18 protein-coding genes are annotated in these 15931 nt (G+C 69.2%); 3 read left to right on the top strand and 15 right to left on the bottom strand.

Features of this window, described 5'->3' with window-relative positions:
- Positions 1 to 131 precede the first annotated feature (131 nt).
- From AOA12_RS01310 to AOA12_RS01300, 3 genes are read right to left on the bottom strand one after another with little or no spacing between them, the layout of a single operon-like run.
- Positions 132 to 1382, bottom strand: coding sequence for a DUF3500 domain-containing protein (locus tag AOA12_RS01310; RefSeq protein ID WP_054679053.1), 1251 nt, complete (start codon positions 1380 to 1382; stop codon positions 132 to 134).
- 55 nt (positions 1383 to 1437) lie between these two features.
- Positions 1438 to 2979 carry a sensor histidine kinase gene (locus AOA12_RS01305; RefSeq protein WP_054679049.1) on the bottom strand — a complete coding sequence of 514 codons (1542 nt, stop codon included), beginning with the start codon at positions 2977 to 2979 and terminating at the stop codon, positions 1438 to 1440.
- A complete protein-coding gene (locus AOA12_RS01300) occupies positions 2976 to 3707 on the bottom strand; it encodes a response regulator transcription factor (RefSeq protein ID WP_156366344.1) in 732 nt (243 codons plus the stop codon). The genes AOA12_RS01305 and AOA12_RS01300 overlap by 4 nt, the downstream gene beginning before the upstream one ends.
- Positions 3708 to 3864: 157 nt before the next feature.
- Here AOA12_RS01300 and pucL point away from each other — a divergent pair, with 157 nt between their 5' ends.
- Positions 3865 to 4782, top strand: coding sequence for a factor-independent urate hydroxylase (gene pucL, locus AOA12_RS01295; protein WP_054679043.1), 918 nt, complete (start codon positions 3865 to 3867; stop codon positions 4780 to 4782).
- Between the two features lie 128 nt (positions 4783 to 4910).
- On the opposite strand, the gene AOA12_RS01290 is transcribed toward pucL, so the two are convergent.
- The 10 genes from AOA12_RS01290 to AOA12_RS01245 all read right to left on the bottom strand — a co-directional run bounded on the left by AOA12_RS01290 (position 4911) and on the right by AOA12_RS01245 (position 12382).
- On the bottom strand, positions 4911 to 5684 hold the full coding sequence (locus AOA12_RS01290; protein ID WP_054679039.1) for an ABC transporter permease: 774 nt from the start codon (positions 5682 to 5684) through the stop codon (positions 4911 to 4913).
- Positions 5681 to 6463 (bottom strand): ABC transporter ATP-binding protein, encoded by a 783-nt coding sequence (locus AOA12_RS01285; RefSeq protein ID WP_054679036.1) that lies wholly within the window; start codon positions 6461 to 6463, stop codon positions 5681 to 5683. The genes AOA12_RS01290 and AOA12_RS01285 overlap by 4 nt, the downstream gene beginning before the upstream one ends.
- Positions 6460 to 6855, bottom strand: a complete 396-nt coding sequence (locus AOA12_RS01280; protein ID WP_054679033.1) for a DUF1048 domain-containing protein — start codon at positions 6853 to 6855, stop codon at positions 6460 to 6462. Before AOA12_RS01280 ends, AOA12_RS01285 begins: the two co-directional genes overlap by 4 nt.
- Positions 6852 to 7187, bottom strand: coding sequence for a PadR family transcriptional regulator (locus tag AOA12_RS01275; protein ID WP_054679030.1), 336 nt, complete (start codon positions 7185 to 7187; stop codon positions 6852 to 6854). Before AOA12_RS01275 ends, AOA12_RS01280 begins: the two co-directional genes overlap by 4 nt.
- 368 nt (positions 7188 to 7555) lie before the next feature.
- Positions 7556 to 7813, bottom strand: a complete 258-nt coding sequence (locus tag AOA12_RS01270) for a hypothetical protein (RefSeq protein WP_054679027.1) — start codon at positions 7811 to 7813, stop codon at positions 7556 to 7558.
- Positions 7814 to 7934: 121 nt separating this feature from the next.
- Positions 7935 to 8396 (bottom strand): YdeI/OmpD-associated family protein, encoded by a 462-nt coding sequence (locus tag AOA12_RS01265; RefSeq protein WP_054679024.1) that lies wholly within the window; start codon positions 8394 to 8396, stop codon positions 7935 to 7937.
- 39 nt (positions 8397 to 8435) lie between these two features.
- Positions 8436 to 8726, bottom strand: coding sequence for a DUF3303 domain-containing protein (locus tag AOA12_RS01260; RefSeq protein ID WP_054679021.1), 291 nt, complete (start codon positions 8724 to 8726; stop codon positions 8436 to 8438).
- Between the two features lie 166 nt (positions 8727 to 8892).
- Complete coding sequence (locus AOA12_RS01255) at positions 8893 to 10341, bottom strand: amidohydrolase family protein (protein ID WP_197281031.1); 1449 nt, start codon at positions 10339 to 10341, stop codon at positions 8893 to 8895.
- On the bottom strand, positions 10338 to 11348 hold the full coding sequence (locus tag AOA12_RS01250; RefSeq protein WP_054679018.1) for a fumarylacetoacetate hydrolase family protein: 1011 nt from the start codon (positions 11346 to 11348) through the stop codon (positions 10338 to 10340). The genes AOA12_RS01255 and AOA12_RS01250 overlap by 4 nt, the downstream gene beginning before the upstream one ends.
- Entirely contained in the window at positions 11345 to 12382 is a 1038-nt protein-coding gene (locus tag AOA12_RS01245; RefSeq protein ID WP_197281030.1) for an MBL fold metallo-hydrolase, read from the bottom strand. The genes AOA12_RS01250 and AOA12_RS01245 overlap by 4 nt, the downstream gene beginning before the upstream one ends.
- Positions 12383 to 12447: 65 nt before the next feature.
- Here AOA12_RS01245 and AOA12_RS01240 point away from each other — a divergent pair, with 65 nt between their 5' ends.
- Positions 12448 to 13017 carry a TetR/AcrR family transcriptional regulator gene (locus tag AOA12_RS01240; protein ID WP_054679013.1) on the top strand — a complete coding sequence of 190 codons (570 nt, stop codon included), beginning with the start codon at positions 12448 to 12450 and terminating at the stop codon, positions 13015 to 13017.
- Here the strand turns inward: AOA12_RS01240 and AOA12_RS01235 are convergent.
- The gene (locus AOA12_RS01235) at positions 13001 to 13966 is read right to left on the bottom strand and encodes an NADP-dependent oxidoreductase (RefSeq protein ID WP_054679010.1); all 966 of its coding nucleotides are present in this window, start codon (positions 13964 to 13966) and stop codon (positions 13001 to 13003) included. The genes AOA12_RS01240 and AOA12_RS01235 overlap by 17 nt on opposite strands.
- Before the next feature lie 138 nt (positions 13967 to 14104).
- Here AOA12_RS01235 and AOA12_RS01230 point away from each other — a divergent pair, with 138 nt between their 5' ends.
- Positions 14105 to 14917, top strand: a complete 813-nt coding sequence (locus AOA12_RS01230; RefSeq protein ID WP_054679006.1) for a 3-keto-5-aminohexanoate cleavage protein — start codon at positions 14105 to 14107, stop codon at positions 14915 to 14917.
- Between the two features lie 637 nt (positions 14918 to 15554).
- On the opposite strand, the gene AOA12_RS01225 is transcribed toward AOA12_RS01230, so the two are convergent.
- Positions 15555 to 15887, bottom strand: a complete 333-nt coding sequence (locus tag AOA12_RS01225; protein ID WP_045246029.1) for an ArsR/SmtB family transcription factor — start codon at positions 15885 to 15887, stop codon at positions 15555 to 15557.
- Positions 15888 to 15931 lie beyond the last annotated feature (44 nt).

Genomic DNA, 15931 nt, shown 5'->3' with positions numbered 1-15931 from the left:
GTAGCGCGCGCAGCGCGCGTATCGAAATCCGTGTAGCGGTCCGTTACATGGATCTCGATACGCGCGCTGCGCGCGCACTCGATCAGCGGGAAGATATGCACGCGCTTCGCACGCGCTGCGCGCGCACTCGGTCAGCGGGCCGAGGGGCCGCCCATGCCGCCGGAGGCGGCCTGCTGGGTGACGCTGCCGGCGTAGTCGTTCGTGGGGTCGCGGTAGATGGTGTGCACGTGGCCCCAGCCGGAGGTCGTGACGCCGTCGACGTCGGCGCCGGCCGAGCCCTGCTGGGCCTGGAAGGCGACGTAGACGTTCGGGCCCGAGATCGAGAACGAGATGCCGTCGCCCGTGCTCATGTCGTACGTCGTCTCGCCCGACCACGCGACGACGGTGTCGTCGAGGGTCGCCTCGATCTCGGCGAGCGCGGCCGCGGTGGTCTGCTCGTCGGCCATGCCGGCCCAGTTGGCGATGAGCGCGAGCAGCAGCTGCCGCTGCTCGTCGGTGAGGTCGGCGCCCGAGAGCCCCGCGCCGACGGCGAAGTCGCACGTGTCGCCCGGCGCGCACATGCTGACGTCGCCCGACGTGAGGGGGGCCTGCTGCTCGGCGGTGAGGCTGTCGAAGAACGCGAACGCGTCGGTGTAGATGCCGTCGAACGGCTGCACCTCCTCGCCGTCCTCATTCGTGTAGACCGCCGGCTGCACCCCCAGGTGCGTGGGCGCGAAGGTGATCTCGCCGGCCGTGCCGTCGAGGCTCGCGTTGATGCCGAGGTGGTGGCCGCCGAACTGCACCTCCCACGCGCCGGTGTCGGACGGGTCGCCGAAGAAGGCGATGTAGTACTGGCCGAGCGACGACTCGGTGCTCGAGCTGTACTCGCCGATGTACTCGTCGCCGCCGATGATGCCCGTGACGGTCGCGTAGGCCTCGTCGTTCAGCAGGGCCTCGAGCACGGCGAGCGCGGCGGTGCGCTGCTCGTCGGTGAGGTCGGCGAGGTTGAGGCCCGCGCGCTGCACGAACGTGACCGGGAAGTTCGACCACGACGTGGACTTGGTCTCGTCGTCGTACGCGTAGAGCACCTGGGCGCGCTGCTCGTCGGAGAGCGTCGCGAGGAACGCCTCGGCGGCCGCGGCGGTGTCGGTGATCGTGTCGGCCGTGGTGCCGGTGGCGGCCTGTTCCTGCGACGTCGCGCTGTTCGTCGTGGCCGTGGTGGTGCTGGCCGAGCTCGTGGATGCCGTCGACGCGGCCGGCTCCGTGGATGCCGCGCCGACGGCGCAGCCGGTGAGGGCGACGGCCATGAGGGTGACGCCCGCACCGAGGGTGACGAGGGCGCGGGCACGGCGGGGGTTCTCGGCGGAGCGGCGGAAGCGGGTGAAGGGGTTCGTGGTGTGCATGTCTTGATGGTGATCGGCCCGGCCAAACGGGGCCTTCCCCGAACCTTTGACGCACCTATGAGACGGGATGCGCGCGCCGCAGCGGCAGCCGCACCGTGAACACGGTGCGGCCGGGCACGCTCTCGACGTCGAGCGCACCGCCGTGCGCGAGGGTGATCGCGTGCGCGATCGCGAGGCCGAGGCCCGTGCTGCCGGCATCCCGGTTCCTCGCGTGGTCTCCGCGAGCGAAGCGGTCGAACAGGCGATCCGCGACGGCGGGGTCGATGCCCGGCCCCGTGTCGGTCACGCGCAGGATCGCGTGCGTCGCGTCGCGCGTGAGCGACGTGGTGACGATCGTCCCGGGCGGCGTGTGGGTCTGCGCGTTGCGCAGCAGGTTGGCGAGCACCTGCCGCAGGCGGTTCTCGTCGCCGGGAACCGAGACGAGGTCCTCCGAGACGTCGAGCCTCCAGTCGTGCGCGGGGTCGGCGACGTGCGCGTCGCTGACGGCGTCGACCGCGAGCAGTGTGAGCTCGACCTCGTCGTCGCGGAGCGTCTGGCCGGCGTCCAGCCGGGCCAGCAGCAGCAGGTCGTCGACGAGGGCGCCCATCCGCTCGGCCTCCGACGCGATGCGGTCGAGCGCTCGCTGCTGCGTCGCGGTCATCGGTGCCTCCTCGCGGAGCGAGAGCTGCGCATAGCCGCGGATGCTGGCGAGCGGCGTGCGCAGCTCGTGACTGGCATCCGCGATGAAGCGCCGCAGCTGGTCCTCGCTGTGCTGACGGGCGGCGAGGGCCGCCTGGATGTGCCCGAGCAGCTCGTTGAGCGACGTGCCGACGCGGCCGACCTCGGTGTCGGGATCGGTGTCCTTCGCGTCGACGCGCTCGGGGATCTCGACGGCGCCGTCTGCGAGCGGCCGCTGCGACACCCGCTGCGCGACGCCCGCGACCCGGTCGAGCGGCCGCAGGTCGCGGCGCACGAGCAGCGACAGCCCGACGACGGCGAGCAGCAGGGTCACGCCGGCGACGCTCACGACGATGACCGTGAGCGCGGTCGTCGTCGCCGTCACGTCGTCGAGGGAGTGGCCGGCGACGACCGTGCCGTCGTCGGTCGCCTGACCGGCGACGCGGAACGCGCCGAGCCGCGCGCCGAGGTCGACGGTCGCGGGCACGCGGTCGCCCTCCAGCACCGCGGCCAGGATGGCGACCTCGTGATCGGTGAGCTCGATCTCGACGCCGTCCGCCCGCGTGTAGCCGGAGCTGACCGCCGCGCCGTCCTGGTCGAGCACGACCTGCAGCGAGCCCAGCCGGGGCGCGGGCCCCTCGCCGTCGGTGCCGCCCCGCCCACCGGCATCCTCCCCCTCGGAGGAGCCGCCGGGCGCGCCCTCCTGCGGCGGCCCGTTCCCGCGCTCCGGGCCGGCGCCGTCGCCGGAGTCAGAGCCGGGGCCGTCGCCGGGGCCGAGGGCGAAGCCGAGCGACTCGAGCACCTGCTGGTCGAGCCGCTCGAACAGGAACGAGCGCAGCGCGAGCACCGTCGTGAGGCTCGTGACCAGGAACGCGACGGCCACCAGGGCGCTCGTGCCGACGACGAGGGTGCGGCGCAGCGTCCACCGGCGGCGCGTCATGACGCCTTGATCGTGTATCCGACGCCGCGCACCGTGTGGATGAGCGGGTCGCCCAGGGTGTCGATCTTCTTGCGCAGGTAGGAGATGTAGATCTCGACGACGCTCGCGCTGCCGCCGAAGTCGTAGCTCCACACGTGGTCGAGGATCTGTGCCTTGCTGAGCACGCGGCGCGGGTTCTGCATCAGGTACCGCAGCAGCTCGAACTCCTTGGCCGTGAGGGTGACGGGCGTGCCGCCGCGCTCCACCTCGTAGGTCTCCTCGTCGAGCGTGAGGTCGCCCACGCGCAGGCGCGGGTCGCTCTCCGCCACCGCCGCGACGTGGCGGCGCGCCATGCCCCGCAGCCGGGCGATGACCTCCTCCAGGTTGAACGGCTTCGTGACGTAGTCGTCGCCGCCGGCGGAGATGCCGGCGATGCGGTCCTCCACGGCATCCTTCGCGGTGAGGAACAGCACGGGCACGTCGTTGCCCGCGGCGCGGACGCGCTCGAGCACCTGCATGCCGTCGAGCCCGGGCATCATGATGTCGAGCACGAGGATGTCGGGGGCGAACTCCCGGATGAGGTTCAGCGCCTCCTGCCCGTTCGTCGCAGAGCGCGCGTCCCACCCCTCGTGGCCGAGCGCCATGCGCAGCAGCTCGCTGAGGTTGGCCTCGTCGTCGACGACGAGCGCGCGGATGGGCGAGCCGTCGGGGCGGGTGAGCGGCGACGGGCGCGACGATGGCGAGGTCATGCGTCCCAGCATCCCCCTTTCCGGTCCGCGCTTCCAGCAGGAGCGTCGTGCGCGCCGTGACGACATTGGAACAGCACTGTCACGTGATGGCAACGCCGCGCGCACAGTTAAGCAATAGCTTCACAAGCGAAGAGTTCCCCCTCACCTGGAGTCCACCATGACCGAAGTCACCGTAAGCCTCGGAGCCAACAAGTACGGAAAGGCCGAGAACCGCGTCGTGCGGATCGTCCGCGACACCGCCCGCCACGAGATCATCGACCTCAACGTCACGTCGCAACTGCGCGGCGCGGCGCTCATCGACTCGTACCTCACCGGCGACAACAGTCTCGTCGTCGCCACCGACACCCAGAAGAACACCGCCTTCGCGTTCGCGAAGGAGCACGGCATCCCGTCGCCCGAGGAGTACCTGCTGACCCTCGGCGCGCACTTCACCCGCGAGTTCGACTGGATCGAGGGCGGCCTGTGGCAGGCCGAGCAGTACGAGTGGGAGCGCATCGTCGTCGACGGCGCGGAGCACGACCACTCGTTCGTGCGCAAGGGTCAGGGCACGCGCCTCGCGACCGTGCAGATCATCGACGGGGAGACGCACGTCACCGGCGGCGTCAAGGACCTCGTCGTGCTCAAGTCCACCGGCAGCGAGTTCGCCGGCTTCCCGCGCGACCGGTACACGACCCTCGTCGAGACGAACGACCGCATCATGGCGACCTCGGTCACGGGCCGCTGGCGCTTCCTGCCCGAGGCGGTCGAGGCCGGCATCGACTACAACGGCCTGTACGCGGAGGTGAGCCAGATCCTGCTGTCGACCTTCGCCTCGGTGCACTCGCTCGCGCTGCAGCAGACGCAGTTCGCCATGGGCAAGGCCGTCATCGAGGCGCGGCCCGAGATCGCCGAGGTGCGCTTCGCCATGCCGAACAAGCACCACTTCGTCTACGACCTCGCGCCGTTCGGGCTCGAGAACCCGGGCGAGGTCTTCTACGCCGCCGACCGCCCGTACGGGCTCATCGAGGGCACGATCGTGCGCGACGGCGCCGCGCCCGCCCCCGGCGCGTGGACCGACGTGCCGACGTTCGTCTGAGGCGCCGGGGCCGGCGTCCGCTCACCGGCTTCGGAGGATCTGACCGACCTCGGATGATTCCGCGGGGATCATCCGAGCCTCGCGTGATCCTCCGAGGCCGGTGGCGCGGGGCTCGCGCGAGGCGGGGCTCAGCGCACCTTGCGGCGATAGATCGTCGTCGCGACGACGAACGCGACGACGAGGATGCCGGCGCACCAGGCGAGGGCGATCCAGATGTCAGCGCCCACCGGCTGCCCCGCGAGCAGCGCGCGGATCGTGTTCACGATCGACGTCACGGGCTGGTGCTCGGCGAACCAGCGCACGGGGCCGGGCATCGACGCGGTCGGCACGAACGCGGAGCTCAGGAACGGCAGGAAGATCAGCGGGTACGAGAAGGCGCTCGCTCCGTCGACGGATCTCGCGGTCAGGCCGGGGATGACGGCGACCCACGTCAGCGCGAGCGTGAACAGCACGAGGATGCCGGTCACGGCGAGCCACGCGAGCGGACCCGCGCCGGAACGGAAGCCCATGAGCAGGGCGACGCCCACGACGACCAGGAGCGAGGCGAGGATCGCCACGAGCGAGGTGAGCACGTGCGCCCACAGCACGCTCGAGCGGGCGATCGGCATCGAGCGGAAGCGCTCGATGATGCCGCCGGACATGTCGGTGAACAGCCGGAACGCCGTGTACGCGATGCCCGAGGCGACCGTGATGAGCAGGATGCCGGGCAGCAGGTAGCTCACGTAGGACCCGCCGCCGGCCCCCGCGCCGGTGTCGATCGCTCCCCCGAACACGTACACGAACAGCAGCATCATCGCGATCGGCATGAGCGCCGTCGTGATGATCGTGTCGGGGCTGCGCAGGATGTGGCGCAGCGAGCGTCCGGTGAGCACGGCCGTGTCGCCGATGACGTGAGCGGTCATTGCGCGTTCCCTTCCCTGTCGCCGACGACGGCGAGGAAGACCTCTTCGAGCGTCGGCTGCTTCTCCACGTATTCGACCTTCGCGGGCGGCAGCAGCCGCCGCAGCTCGTCGAGGGTGCCGTCGACGATGATGCGCCCGCGGTGCAGGATCGCGATGCGATCGGCGAGCTGCTCGGCCTCCTCGAGGTACTGCGTCGTCAGCAGCACGGTCGTGCCGCTCTCGGCGAGCCGGGTGACCGCCTGCCACACCTCGATGCGCGCCTCGGGGTCGAGGCCCGTGGTCGGCTCGTCGAGGAAGACGACGGGCGGATCGCCGATGAGGCTCATCGCGATGTCCAGGCGCCGGCGCATGCCGCCCGAGTAGGTCGCGACCCGGCGGTCTGCGGCATCCGTCAGCGAGAAGCGGGCGAGCAGCGCGTCGGCGATGCCGCCGGGGTCGGCCAGGTGGCGGAGCCTCGCCATGAGCACGAGGTTCTCGCGACCGGTCAGGATCTCGTCGACCGCGGCGAACTGTCCGGTGAGGCTGATCGACTCGCGCACGCGCTCGGCCTGCGCGACGACGTCGAAGCCGGCGACGGCCGCGGTTCCGGCATCCGCTCTCAGCAGGGTGGACAGGATCCTGACGAGCGTGGTCTTGCCGGCCCCGTTCGAGCCGAGCAGGGCGAGGATGCCGCCCCGGCGCACCTCGAGGTCGACGCCGCGCAGCACGTGCAGATCGCCGTAGGACTTCCGCAGGTCGCGCACGCGGATCGCGGTCTCGGCGACGGATGCCGTCGTCATGAGCGATCGCCGCCGTCGGACCGGTCGTGCTGCTCGCTCTGCTCCCGCTGCTCGGCGCGTGAGACGGCGTCGGCGAGCCGCTGCCGCTCCTTGTTGATCCAGCCCGCCCCGCCGTAGTTCGCCGCGAAGGTCTCGGCGAAGTCCGCGGGATCGCTGCCGACGATCTCGCGGATCGGCGTGCCGTCGGCGGCGGCGCGCTCGAACAGGTCGGCCAGGTCGTCGAAAGCCGAGAGCCAGATGTCGCCGTCGGTCGCGCCGAAGTGCAGCAGATACCGCTCGAGCGCCTCGACGGTCGTGCGGTAGCCGTGCGGCAGTGCCTTGACACGGGCCTTGTACTCGCGCCACCGGCGCTTGTCGCCGAAGTCGCCGACGACCTTCTCGATCAGGTTCATGACCGCTTCCCTCCCTCGCGGAGCTGCTCCAGTCGTTCTGCGAGGAAGCTCCACGTCCTCCAGAACTCGTCGAGGTCTTCCCGGCCTCGCGTGTTGAGCGTGTACACCTTGCGCGGCGGGCCCTTCTCTGAGGGCACCTTCTCCACGTCGACGAGGCCGCGCTGCTCCACACGCACGAGCAGCGCATAGATCGTGCCCTCCGCGATGTCGGAGAAGCCCTCGTCGCGCAGCCGCGCGGTGATCTCGTACCCGTAGGCCGGGCGGACGGCCAGGATCGCCAGGACGATGCCCTCCAGCGTGCCCTTGAGCATCTCCGTCATCTGCCTGCCCACGATGTCTCCTACTTAGCGTTGTTGACTACCGGTATACAGTAACACTGAGTAGTGAAGCCGGCAAGCGCGCCGCTGGGCATCCTCCTCCCGCTGGCTCCTCCCGCTGGTCGAGTGCTCGCGGCAGAGCCGCGAGCGTATCGAGACCCCCGTAACGGACCGTGGGAAGGGTTTCGATACGCCGCCTCCGGCGGCTACTCAACCAGCGGGCGTGAAGCGTGAGAAGGGTGGTGTTCGCTCCGCTGGTCGAGTGCTCGCGGCGCAGCCGCGAGTGTATCGAGACCCGTGTAGCGGACCGTGGGAAGGGTTTCGATACGCCGCCTCCGGCGGCTACTCAACCAGCGGGGGTGGAGGCGTGAGGAGGGTGGTGTTCACTCCTGCTGTTCGAGTCCGTCCGCGTCGGCTCGGCGCCGGTCGGCGTGGGTGTGCTGGCCGCGCTCGTCCTGCGTGCGCAGCTCGACGAACGTGTCGTGCGCCGTCGAGTGGAATCCCTCGTCGAAGGCGGCCATCGCCGCGGCGACCGCCGGGCCCGCGGATCCGCGCCGGCGCACGCGCCGCGCCATCAGCGCGAGGCCGGCCATGCTGCCGCCCAGCAGCACGACGATGCCCACGCCAGCCCACACGTCCATCGGGCCAGTATCGCACCGGACGGCTGGGGAGTGCCGGGATCGTGCGCATGGCATGACCGTCGGAACCGCGATCTCACCGTCGGCAGGCGATGTCACGCTCAGAGAACGCCGGCGCCACGCCCTACGCTTCCCCGCCCGACGGCGCGAGCTCGGCGATGATCTTCGCGATGCGGCGGGCTCTCGTCTCCTCCGTCTTGGCCGACTCCACCTGGAGCACGTGGGCCCGCTGCCTGCTGTACGAGAGGGCGTCGAACGCGGATCGGGCGGCCGGTGACTCCGCGAGCGCCGCGGCGAGCGCCGACGGAACCTCCACCGTGCGGGGCTCGGTGTCGAGCTCGAGGGCGACCTCGACCTCTTCGCCGGCCTCGACCCCCGCCGCCACGCGGTTCTCGGCGCTGAGCGGAATCATGAACTCGCCGCCGTAGACGGCGACCGTGCTGCGGTAGGTGTGGGCGCCGACCGTGACCCGAACGGGCGGCTTCTTGCCCTTTCCGAGAGCTTCGACGACCTCGACGGGAACGGCGAACCCGGTGGCGGTCTTGCCGGCGAGGATGATGACGGTGCGGAAGCGCTGGACGATCATGCGTTGACCCTACCGCCGGCCCCGGCGACGACGAGTGCGCTACGCGTCCCCGGCGGATGCGGGAGATCGACGGGACTGCGCGGTCGCGGAGTCGATCACGGGGAAGCACTCGACGTCCATGACATCCGACCATCGCGAGATCCACAGGTCCAGGGCTTCGCGGTCGGGGGCGCGCATCAGCTGGTAACACGTGCGCGGCTCGGGTTCGTCGACGATCCAGCTGTCGATGAAGCTCACGCCGTCGGGCAGCATGCGCCCCTGGGCCGCGAACCGCTCGTAGACGACGCGCGCGCCGTGGACGTAGTGCTCGATGACCATGAAGAGCGGCATAGGGCATTATTGCCGCAACGCGACCGCGGCACGCCACCCTGTTCGCCTGATGGCAGCGGCCTCGGCCGCTCGCCGATTCAGGCGTGATCGGCGGCGTACCCCGCACCGAGGTCGAGCGTGCCGCCAGAGACGTGGCTGGCCATGTCGGCGGCACCGTGTCGCCCCGTCATCTCAGACTGGCGTCCTCGGCGATGCCCCAGACCGGTTCCCAGGCCCGGCGCATCGCCGTGGCGTCGATCCGCGCGAACCGGTCGTCGATCTTCGTCCGCGCCGACTGCACGCGGTCCCGCAGGCTGCCCCAGGACACTCCCTGAAGCTCGCCACCGCGCTTGCGGGCGACCCCGCCGACCCAGACGTCCTCGACGTCGGAGGCGTTGGCGAAGAACACGAGCGCGGCGACGGGGTCGCGCAGCGCTGCGGTATTCACCGAATCGAGCCGGGTCAGGACGACGTCGGCCTTCTTCCCCACCGTGATGCTGCCGATCTCGTCCTGCAAGCCGACACAGGTCGCGCCGCCGAGAGTGGCGTACTTCAGCATGTCGGCGGCCGCGTACTTCACAGAGCTGGGCAGTCCGCCCGGCACGGTCGCCTCATTGTGGCGGAAACGCATCGCCTGCAGCATCAGGCGCATCTGCGTGAACATGTCGCCCGCGAAACCGGAGACGATGTCGACCCCGAGCGACGGCATCCGGCCCGAGCGCACCACGCGTTCGAGGACGGGGAAGGTTCCCGACATCTGAAGCTCGGTGTCGGGCGTCGTGGAGATCCATCCTCCCTCGCGCGCGATCGTGGCCAGATCCTCGTCCGTCAGGCAGTTGGCGTGCGACATCAGCAGATCATCGCCGAGCGCACCCGCCGCAGAGAGGTCGTTGATGATGTCCACATCGCCGTTGATGCCGATCGCGGCGTGGAACGTGATCCGCGCAGGCTCGAGAGTGCGGCTCCAGGCGAGCTCCTCGAGGATCGGCTCCATGCTCGGAAAGGTGAAGAACTCGCTGCTGGCGATCCCGAAACGCAGGAGGCCGTCGTTCGCGGGGAAGTACTTCTCGCGAACGCGCTCGGCGTTGCGCCGGTGGAACGTCTCGATCGGACCTGCGATCTCCACGATGAGAGCAGACGGGTCGATCTGCTCCCCCGGGACGTACCGCGGGTTGCGGTACACGCCGTAGCCGAAGATGCCGCGGATGCCGGCATCCTTCAGTCCCTCGACCAGTGCGTCGGAGTGCTGCTCCGAGATCTGCAGGTGGGAGTGGTCGACGACCGTCGTGACACCGGCGTTGAGCGCCTCCCAGGCGCCGTAGTGATTTCCGAGGTAGGCCTCCTCCACGCCGTAGCAGACGGGGTACATCGTACGCATCTCGACCATGTACTGGAACAGGCTCCAGTCGACGGCGACGCCGCGCAGCAGCGACTGCCAGACGTGCCTGTGGGTGTCGACGAATCCGGGGCTCGCGACCATTCCGCTCGCGTCGACCACCTCGGCGTCGTCGACGTGGATCTCGGGCGCGAGCTGCGCGATCCGATCGTCGACGAGGAGGATGTCGCCGCTTCGCAGATCCTCCGTCGCCGGGTCCATCGTCACGAGCAGTGCGTTCTTGATCAGGGTCTTCGTCAACTCTCTGCCTTCCTTTCGGGTCGGACGGCCTCCCGAGCGGGAGCCGTCCAGGTGCGGGGGCGCCGGTGGAGCGGCGGGCGTGCGCGCGGAATGGAGACGGGCTCGACGCCGGACACGACCGTCGTGGACAGTTCTCCTATGCCTTCGACGACGAGCGTCACGACGTCGCCGGCACGCAGAGGCGGCGGCACCTCCGAGCCCGTGTGTCCCCAGTACTCCAGGAGCGATCCGCCCCCGCACGTCCCGGCGGCGAGCACGTCGCCGACGACGAGGTCGGCGCCGCGTGACGCATAGGCCGCCATCTCCTCGAACGACCACGACATGTTGACCGAGTTGTCGCCTCCCGCAGGCAGAGGCACTCCGTTGACCTCGGCGTGCATCTCCAGGGCGATACGACCGTCGCGGCGATACGGCTCGAGCTCGTCCGCGGTCACGATCCACGGGCCGATCGTGTTGGCGAAGTCCTTGCCCTTGACCGGGCCGACGCCGATCGGAATGACGGATGCCATCAGGTCGCGAGCCGACCAGTCGTTGAAGATCGTGTAGCCGGCGATGTGCTCCATCGCCTCGTCGGGGCGAAGGTCGCGGCCGGGCCGTCCGATCACGGCGGCGAGTTCGAGCTCGAAGTCGAAGCGGATGCACCCCGGGGGGATCGCAACAGGCTCGCTGGGGCCGACGACGGCGTTGGTGTTGCAGAAGAAGAAGACCGGCTGCTCGTACCAGACGGCGGGAGGCGAGATTCCGAGTCCCTTCAGGCTGCCCTCCAGGTGTTCCTCGTAGGTGATGTAGTCGCGAAGGGTCGGCGGAAGGATCGGGGCAAGAAGCCGGACCTCGGACAGGTGTCTCTGGGGTCCGGCCGCCGATGCCTCGACAAGTCGCTCTCGCTCCTCCGGCGATGCGCACAGGAGCTGTTCCACCGTCAGTGCGTGCGCGAGGGGCTGGATGCGGTCTTCGGTGACGACCGCCGCGCGCGGGCCGGCGGGGTCGGCGATCCGGGCGATCTTCATCCGCCGATCTCCTCGGCTGCCGTCGTCAGCTGGGCGTGGGCGCTGTGGGCGCGCGCCATGCTGCCGAAGAGATCCACGCGTGTCGCCCGCGGACGGGAGGGATCGAGGGTCTCGTACACGTTCTCCACGTTGGCGACGAGGCGTTCGTGCTCGACCATGTCGGAGAAGCGCGACAGATCGATCGAGGCCGCGGCTTCGTCCACGGTCATCCCGGCCGTGAAGCAGAGGGATGCCTCGTCCTCCACGTACACGAGGTAGTCCCTCACGCGAACGACTCCCGACCGGTCCGTGATCGGCCCGTGGCCGGGGACGAAGGTGCCGACGTCCAGGCCCAGCAAGAGGTCGCAGGCGGCGATGCTGCGAGAGATCGGCCCGGCCCAGACGAGCGGCGCGGTGCCGACGAAGAGGATGTCGCCCGCGTAGACCACCTTCGCGTCTGGCACATGCACGATGACGTCTCCCGCCGTGTGCGCCGGTCCCACCTCGATCAGCTCGACGGTCCGGCCGCCTACGCGGAGCTCGATCGTCCCGGAGAACGTTCGAGTCGGTGGCGTCGGTCGGATGCCGGAAGGATCGAAGCCGCCGGCGACCGTGCGCACATAGTCACCGATCTGGTCTTCCCGCTCCCACAGCGATGCCAGGGAGCGCGCTGCGTCTTCGGTCATGAGCGCCGCGGCCGCGACGGACGCGATGATCTCGACATCCGCCCCCGCAACGAGTTCGTTGCCGAACCAGTGATCGCCATCGGAGTGGGTGTTGACGATCGTCCGGATGGGATGCTCGCGCACGAGCATGTCGATGCCGGCGAGCATGGCCCCGGTGTGGGCGAGATCGAGAAAGGTGTCGACGAGGAGCGACTCGCCCGCATCCCGGATCAGCCCCGAATTGCTCTGGCCCCATCTGCCTCGGGGCTGCAGCCAGGCATGGCATCCACCGCCCAGGTCGTGCGGCCCATGGGTATAGCTGATCATGACGGTCGTCCTCCTCGACGATTGCGATCGCGCATCCCTACACTGGAGTGCAATCCAGTTCATCTTGCACTCGAGTGCAAGTTTCGTCAAGCATCCCGACGAGATCCCGTTCAGAAAGGTATCCACACATGGAACGAGCCTCGGTCACTGCCACACGTGAGCGGCTGTACCAGGCGGCGGCCGCGCTCTTCGCGGAACGGGGCTACGAGAACACGACCATGGCCGACATCGCCGAGCGCGCCGGCACGTCACGCAGGACGGCCTTCAACTACTTCCCCAACAAGAGCGACATCCCGATGTTCTGGACTCGGCGCCTGGCCGATCGCTCACTCATCGACGCAGGGGACGCGCAGTCGCTTCCCACCGAGCAGCGCGTGCGCGACTACCTGCGCGGGATCACGCGGGTAGTCGAAGCGGAGCCCGAGATCTCACGGCAGATGATGTCCGGATGGGCTGCCGCCAAGGGACCGATCATCTACGAGTCCACCCTCCTCCCCGACCTCGAGCTCATCCTTCAAGCCGGTGTGGATGCGGGTTCGATCGACTCCGATACCGACATCGTTCTCGCTGCGCGGACGATCAGCGACGCACTGATGGGCGCCACCTTCCGATGGGTGCGCGAGGCGAGAACGTCCTACGTCGACGCCGTCGATGCCGCCGCGGATCTGATCCTGCGTGCACTCAGACCAGCGCAGTGACGGTTTCCCCGCCGATGGACAAGAGGATCTTCCCCGCCACACCGCCCGCTTCGATCATGCGATGGGCGGTGGCGACCTCATCGAGCTCGTACTCGAGCGAGATGTGAGGATGCAGACCGCCATCGGAGAGAAGGCGGGTGAGACGAGCCATCCGTGAGGGTGTCGCTTCGAAGAAGCGATACTCGAGAACCTGGCCGCGCCGCGCGAATGCGTCGGACTGCGCGGGGTGCACGCATGACGCGATGCGGCCACCCTCTCGCACCAGCCGGGAGAGCAGGAGCTGCGACTCACCGCCGACCGTGTCGATCGCCGCGTCGACACCACCGGGCGCGACACCCGTGACGATCGCGGGAAGAGAGGGGTCACGGTAGTCGATCGCGTGCGCGGCACCCAGCGAGCGCATCAGCCGATGATGTTCGGAACGCGCGACCGCGATCACCTCGGCCCCCGCCGCGGCGGCGAGCTGGACCGCGAAATGCCCAACGCCACCCGAAGCGCCTGCCACGAGGACGCGGCTGCCCGAAGCGACCTGCGCCAGCTCTTCGACGAGCACCATCGCCGTGCCGCCTGCGCAGGCAACGGCTGCAGCATCGCGCATGCTCACACCCGCCGGCACCGGAGCGAGGCGGGAAGATCGAGTCGAGGCGTACTCCGCATACGTGCCGTCACCGACGTAGTCGTGCAGAAAGAACCCGTACACGGCTTGCCCCACAGAGAACGGCGAGCCTGAAGCGCCCACCTGTTCCACGACCCCGGATCCGTCCAGCCCGAGGACGAGCGGGAAGTGATGCCGCGCCCTCCCCGAGAACGATCCTCGCCTGAGCCGGGTGTCGCCAGGGTTGACGCTTGCATACGCCATCCTGACCAGCACCCCCTGCGGCCCGACGGGCGGGAGCTCCACATCGGTCTCGTACACGACATCGGGATCGCCGAAACCGTCGCACGCCATCGCTCGCATTGTCGACCCTTCCCTCCGGAGCGTGACGAGCGGGGTAAGTGGCGCCCGCCGTCACCACTTGCTATCTTGCACTCAAGTGCAAATTTCATGCAAGCCTGCGGCAAAGATCCCGCAGCGAAGGAGCTCGCGATGTCCGTCATCCTCACCGTCGCCACCACCGGTCCGATCGCCACGACCTCTGACAACCCAAGCCTGCCGACGCAGCCACAGGAGATCGCGGATGCCGTCGTCGAGGCATACGAGCTCGGCGCCGCCGTCGCGCATCTCCACTTCCGCGACGAAGACGGGGCGCCGACCGCAGACCTGGCCATCGCGGAGCGGACGATATCGCTCATCCGTGACGCGTGCCCGATCCTCATCCAGGTCTCCACCGGGGTCGGGCTCGGCGTCGAGTTCGCCGACAGGGCGCGCCTCGTGGAGCTGCAGCCGCAGATGGCGACGCTCAATCCGTGCAGCATGAGCTTCGGGGGCGGCGAGTTCCGCAATCCGCCCACAGACGTACGGCGCCTCGCCGCCCGGATGCAGGAACTCGGCGTGAAACCCGAGATGGAGATCTACGACACCGGCCACCTCGACATGTGCCTTCGACTCATCGACGAGGGCCTCATCACCGGACAGCCCCAGTTCAGCATCGTGCTCGGCGTGTCGGGCGGCGCGGCCGCGACACCAGAGAACCTGCTGACGCTCGCACGCCGCCTCCCCGCCGACGCGATCTGGCAGATCATCGCCGTCGGTCGCGCCAACCTCCGGCTCACCGCGATGGGACTCGCGATGGGCGCCAACGCCCGCGCCGGCCTGGAGGACACGCTCTACCTGCGGCGAGGCGAACTCGCCGTGGGAAACGGGCCCCTCGTGCGTCGCACGATCGCCCTCGCCGACGCCTTGGATCTACAGATCGCGAGCGTCGACGAAACCGTCGGCCGCCTTGGCCTCCGCGCGTAAGAAGTCTGCCGAGGGCTTCATCGCTGCCGGCTCCACATACAGCGATGGCTGCTGCGGGGGGCACGACAGGCTGGAAGATGTGGCGCTGCACCCGGGCGATGTCGCTCTCGGACACGTTCAGAAATCGATCGCGCTGACCGTGCAGTTACGCGGTCCGCGTTCGTCGTGCCCGGCAGTCACGACCGCGACTTGAGGGCGACACCATCCGCGCGGACGGCCAAAGGAATCGCATCGCTGCATGAGGCAACGGGACGAACGGTCCTTCCCGAGATCATCGCAGACGCCCGACACGGCTATCGGGTCCTGAGCCCCCACGAGCTCTGCGCCGACGAGTCTCAGGACGCCGATCGGCGCACCATGCACCGCCACGCGGTGGAAGAAGCCCTCCGACCTACCTACTGTAGGTTCCCGCTCGAGATGGCGAGGAATGCCGCGATTCCACGGTAGTTGGCTGGGGTTTCGGGTTCAGGATTCCGCGAGTAGTGGCGGATTCTTACAAGAGCTCATGGCCGTCGCGGCGATCGGCTACACACCATGCAGCGTGTCCGAACCGGCAGCGACGCGCTCTCCCCGGCCGCAGCAGCGCCCCCCGACGTGAACGGGAATACTCTCGTCAATCGGGGAGCTCCGGCAGGCGTCATCCTCCGCCGGGCAGATGCTCGAGGTGCCCGATGGCCTCCTCGAGCAGTTCGGAGACGTGGTCGTCGAAGAGCGAGTAGTGGATGTGCCGGCCGTCGCGCGTGCCAAGGACCAGGCTCAGATGCCGCAGCAGCCGCAAATGGTTCGATGTGGTCGTCTGTCCGATGTGCAGCTGTTCGCTGAGGTCGGTCACGGTGCTCGGCTGAACACTCAGCGCGCTCAGAATGCGCAGCCGCACAGGTGACGCCAGTGCCTGCATGATCTCGGCGAGACGCTCAGCATCCGCTACGGACAGGGTGCCTGCTTCCCGACGCGTCTCAGTACCGGCCATGCTCACCATTGTGCCCTCCGACCACGATAATCATTCACAACTAC

The sequence above is a fragment of the Microbacterium sp. No. 7 genome (genome assembly GCF_001314225.1).
In the GTDB taxonomy this organism is placed as follows: domain Bacteria; phylum Actinomycetota; class Actinomycetes; order Actinomycetales; family Microbacteriaceae; genus Microbacterium.
This window is presented reverse-complemented; position numbering and strand designations above follow the sequence as displayed.

Bases quoted from the DNA above. Each gene is read 5' to 3' on its own strand.
- AOA12_RS01260 (WP_054679021.1), bottom strand. From the start codon at position 8,726: ATGCCGCTCTTCATGGTCATCGAGCACTACGTCCACGGCGCGCGCGTC.
- AOA12_RS01290 (WP_054679039.1), bottom strand. From the start codon at position 5,684: ATGACCGCTCACGTCATCGGCGACACGGCCGTGCTCACCGGACGCTCG.
- AOA12_RS01250 (WP_054679018.1), bottom strand. From the start codon at position 11,348: ATGAAGATCGCCCGGATCGCCGACCCCGCCGGCCCGCGCGCGGCGGTC.
- AOA12_RS01300 (WP_156366344.1), bottom strand. From the start codon at position 3,707: ATGACCTCGCCATCGTCGCGCCCGTCGCCGCTCACCCGCCCCGACGGC.
- pucL (WP_054679043.1), top strand. From the start codon at position 3,865: ATGACCGAAGTCACCGTAAGCCTCGGAGCCAACAAGTACGGAAAGGCC.
- AOA12_RS01280 (WP_054679033.1), bottom strand. From the start codon at position 6,855: ATGAACCTGATCGAGAAGGTCGTCGGCGACTTCGGCGACAAGCGCCGG.
- AOA12_RS01230 (WP_054679006.1), top strand. From the start codon at position 14,105: ATGTCCGTCATCCTCACCGTCGCCACCACCGGTCCGATCGCCACGACC.
- AOA12_RS01310 (WP_054679053.1), bottom strand. From the start codon at position 1,382: ATGCACACCACGAACCCCTTCACCCGCTTCCGCCGCTCCGCCGAGAAC.
- AOA12_RS01245 (WP_197281030.1), bottom strand. From the start codon at position 12,382: ATGAACTGGATTGCACTCCAGTGTAGGGATGCGCGATCGCAATCGTCG.
- AOA12_RS01240 (WP_054679013.1), top strand. From the start codon at position 12,448: ATGGAACGAGCCTCGGTCACTGCCACACGTGAGCGGCTGTACCAGGCG.
- AOA12_RS01270 (WP_054679027.1), bottom strand. From the start codon at position 7,813: ATGGACGTGTGGGCTGGCGTGGGCATCGTCGTGCTGCTGGGCGGCAGC.
- AOA12_RS01235 (WP_054679010.1), bottom strand. From the start codon at position 13,966: ATGGCGTGCGACGGTTTCGGCGATCCCGATGTCGTGTACGAGACCGAT.
- AOA12_RS01265 (WP_054679024.1), bottom strand. From the start codon at position 8,396: ATGATCGTCCAGCGCTTCCGCACCGTCATCATCCTCGCCGGCAAGACC.
- AOA12_RS01285 (WP_054679036.1), bottom strand. From the start codon at position 6,463: ATGACGACGGCATCCGTCGCCGAGACCGCGATCCGCGTGCGCGACCTG.
- AOA12_RS01225 (WP_045246029.1), bottom strand. From the start codon at position 15,887: ATGGCCGGTACTGAGACGCGTCGGGAAGCAGGCACCCTGTCCGTAGCG.
- AOA12_RS01305 (WP_054679049.1), bottom strand. From the start codon at position 2,979: ATGACGCGCCGCCGGTGGACGCTGCGCCGCACCCTCGTCGTCGGCACG.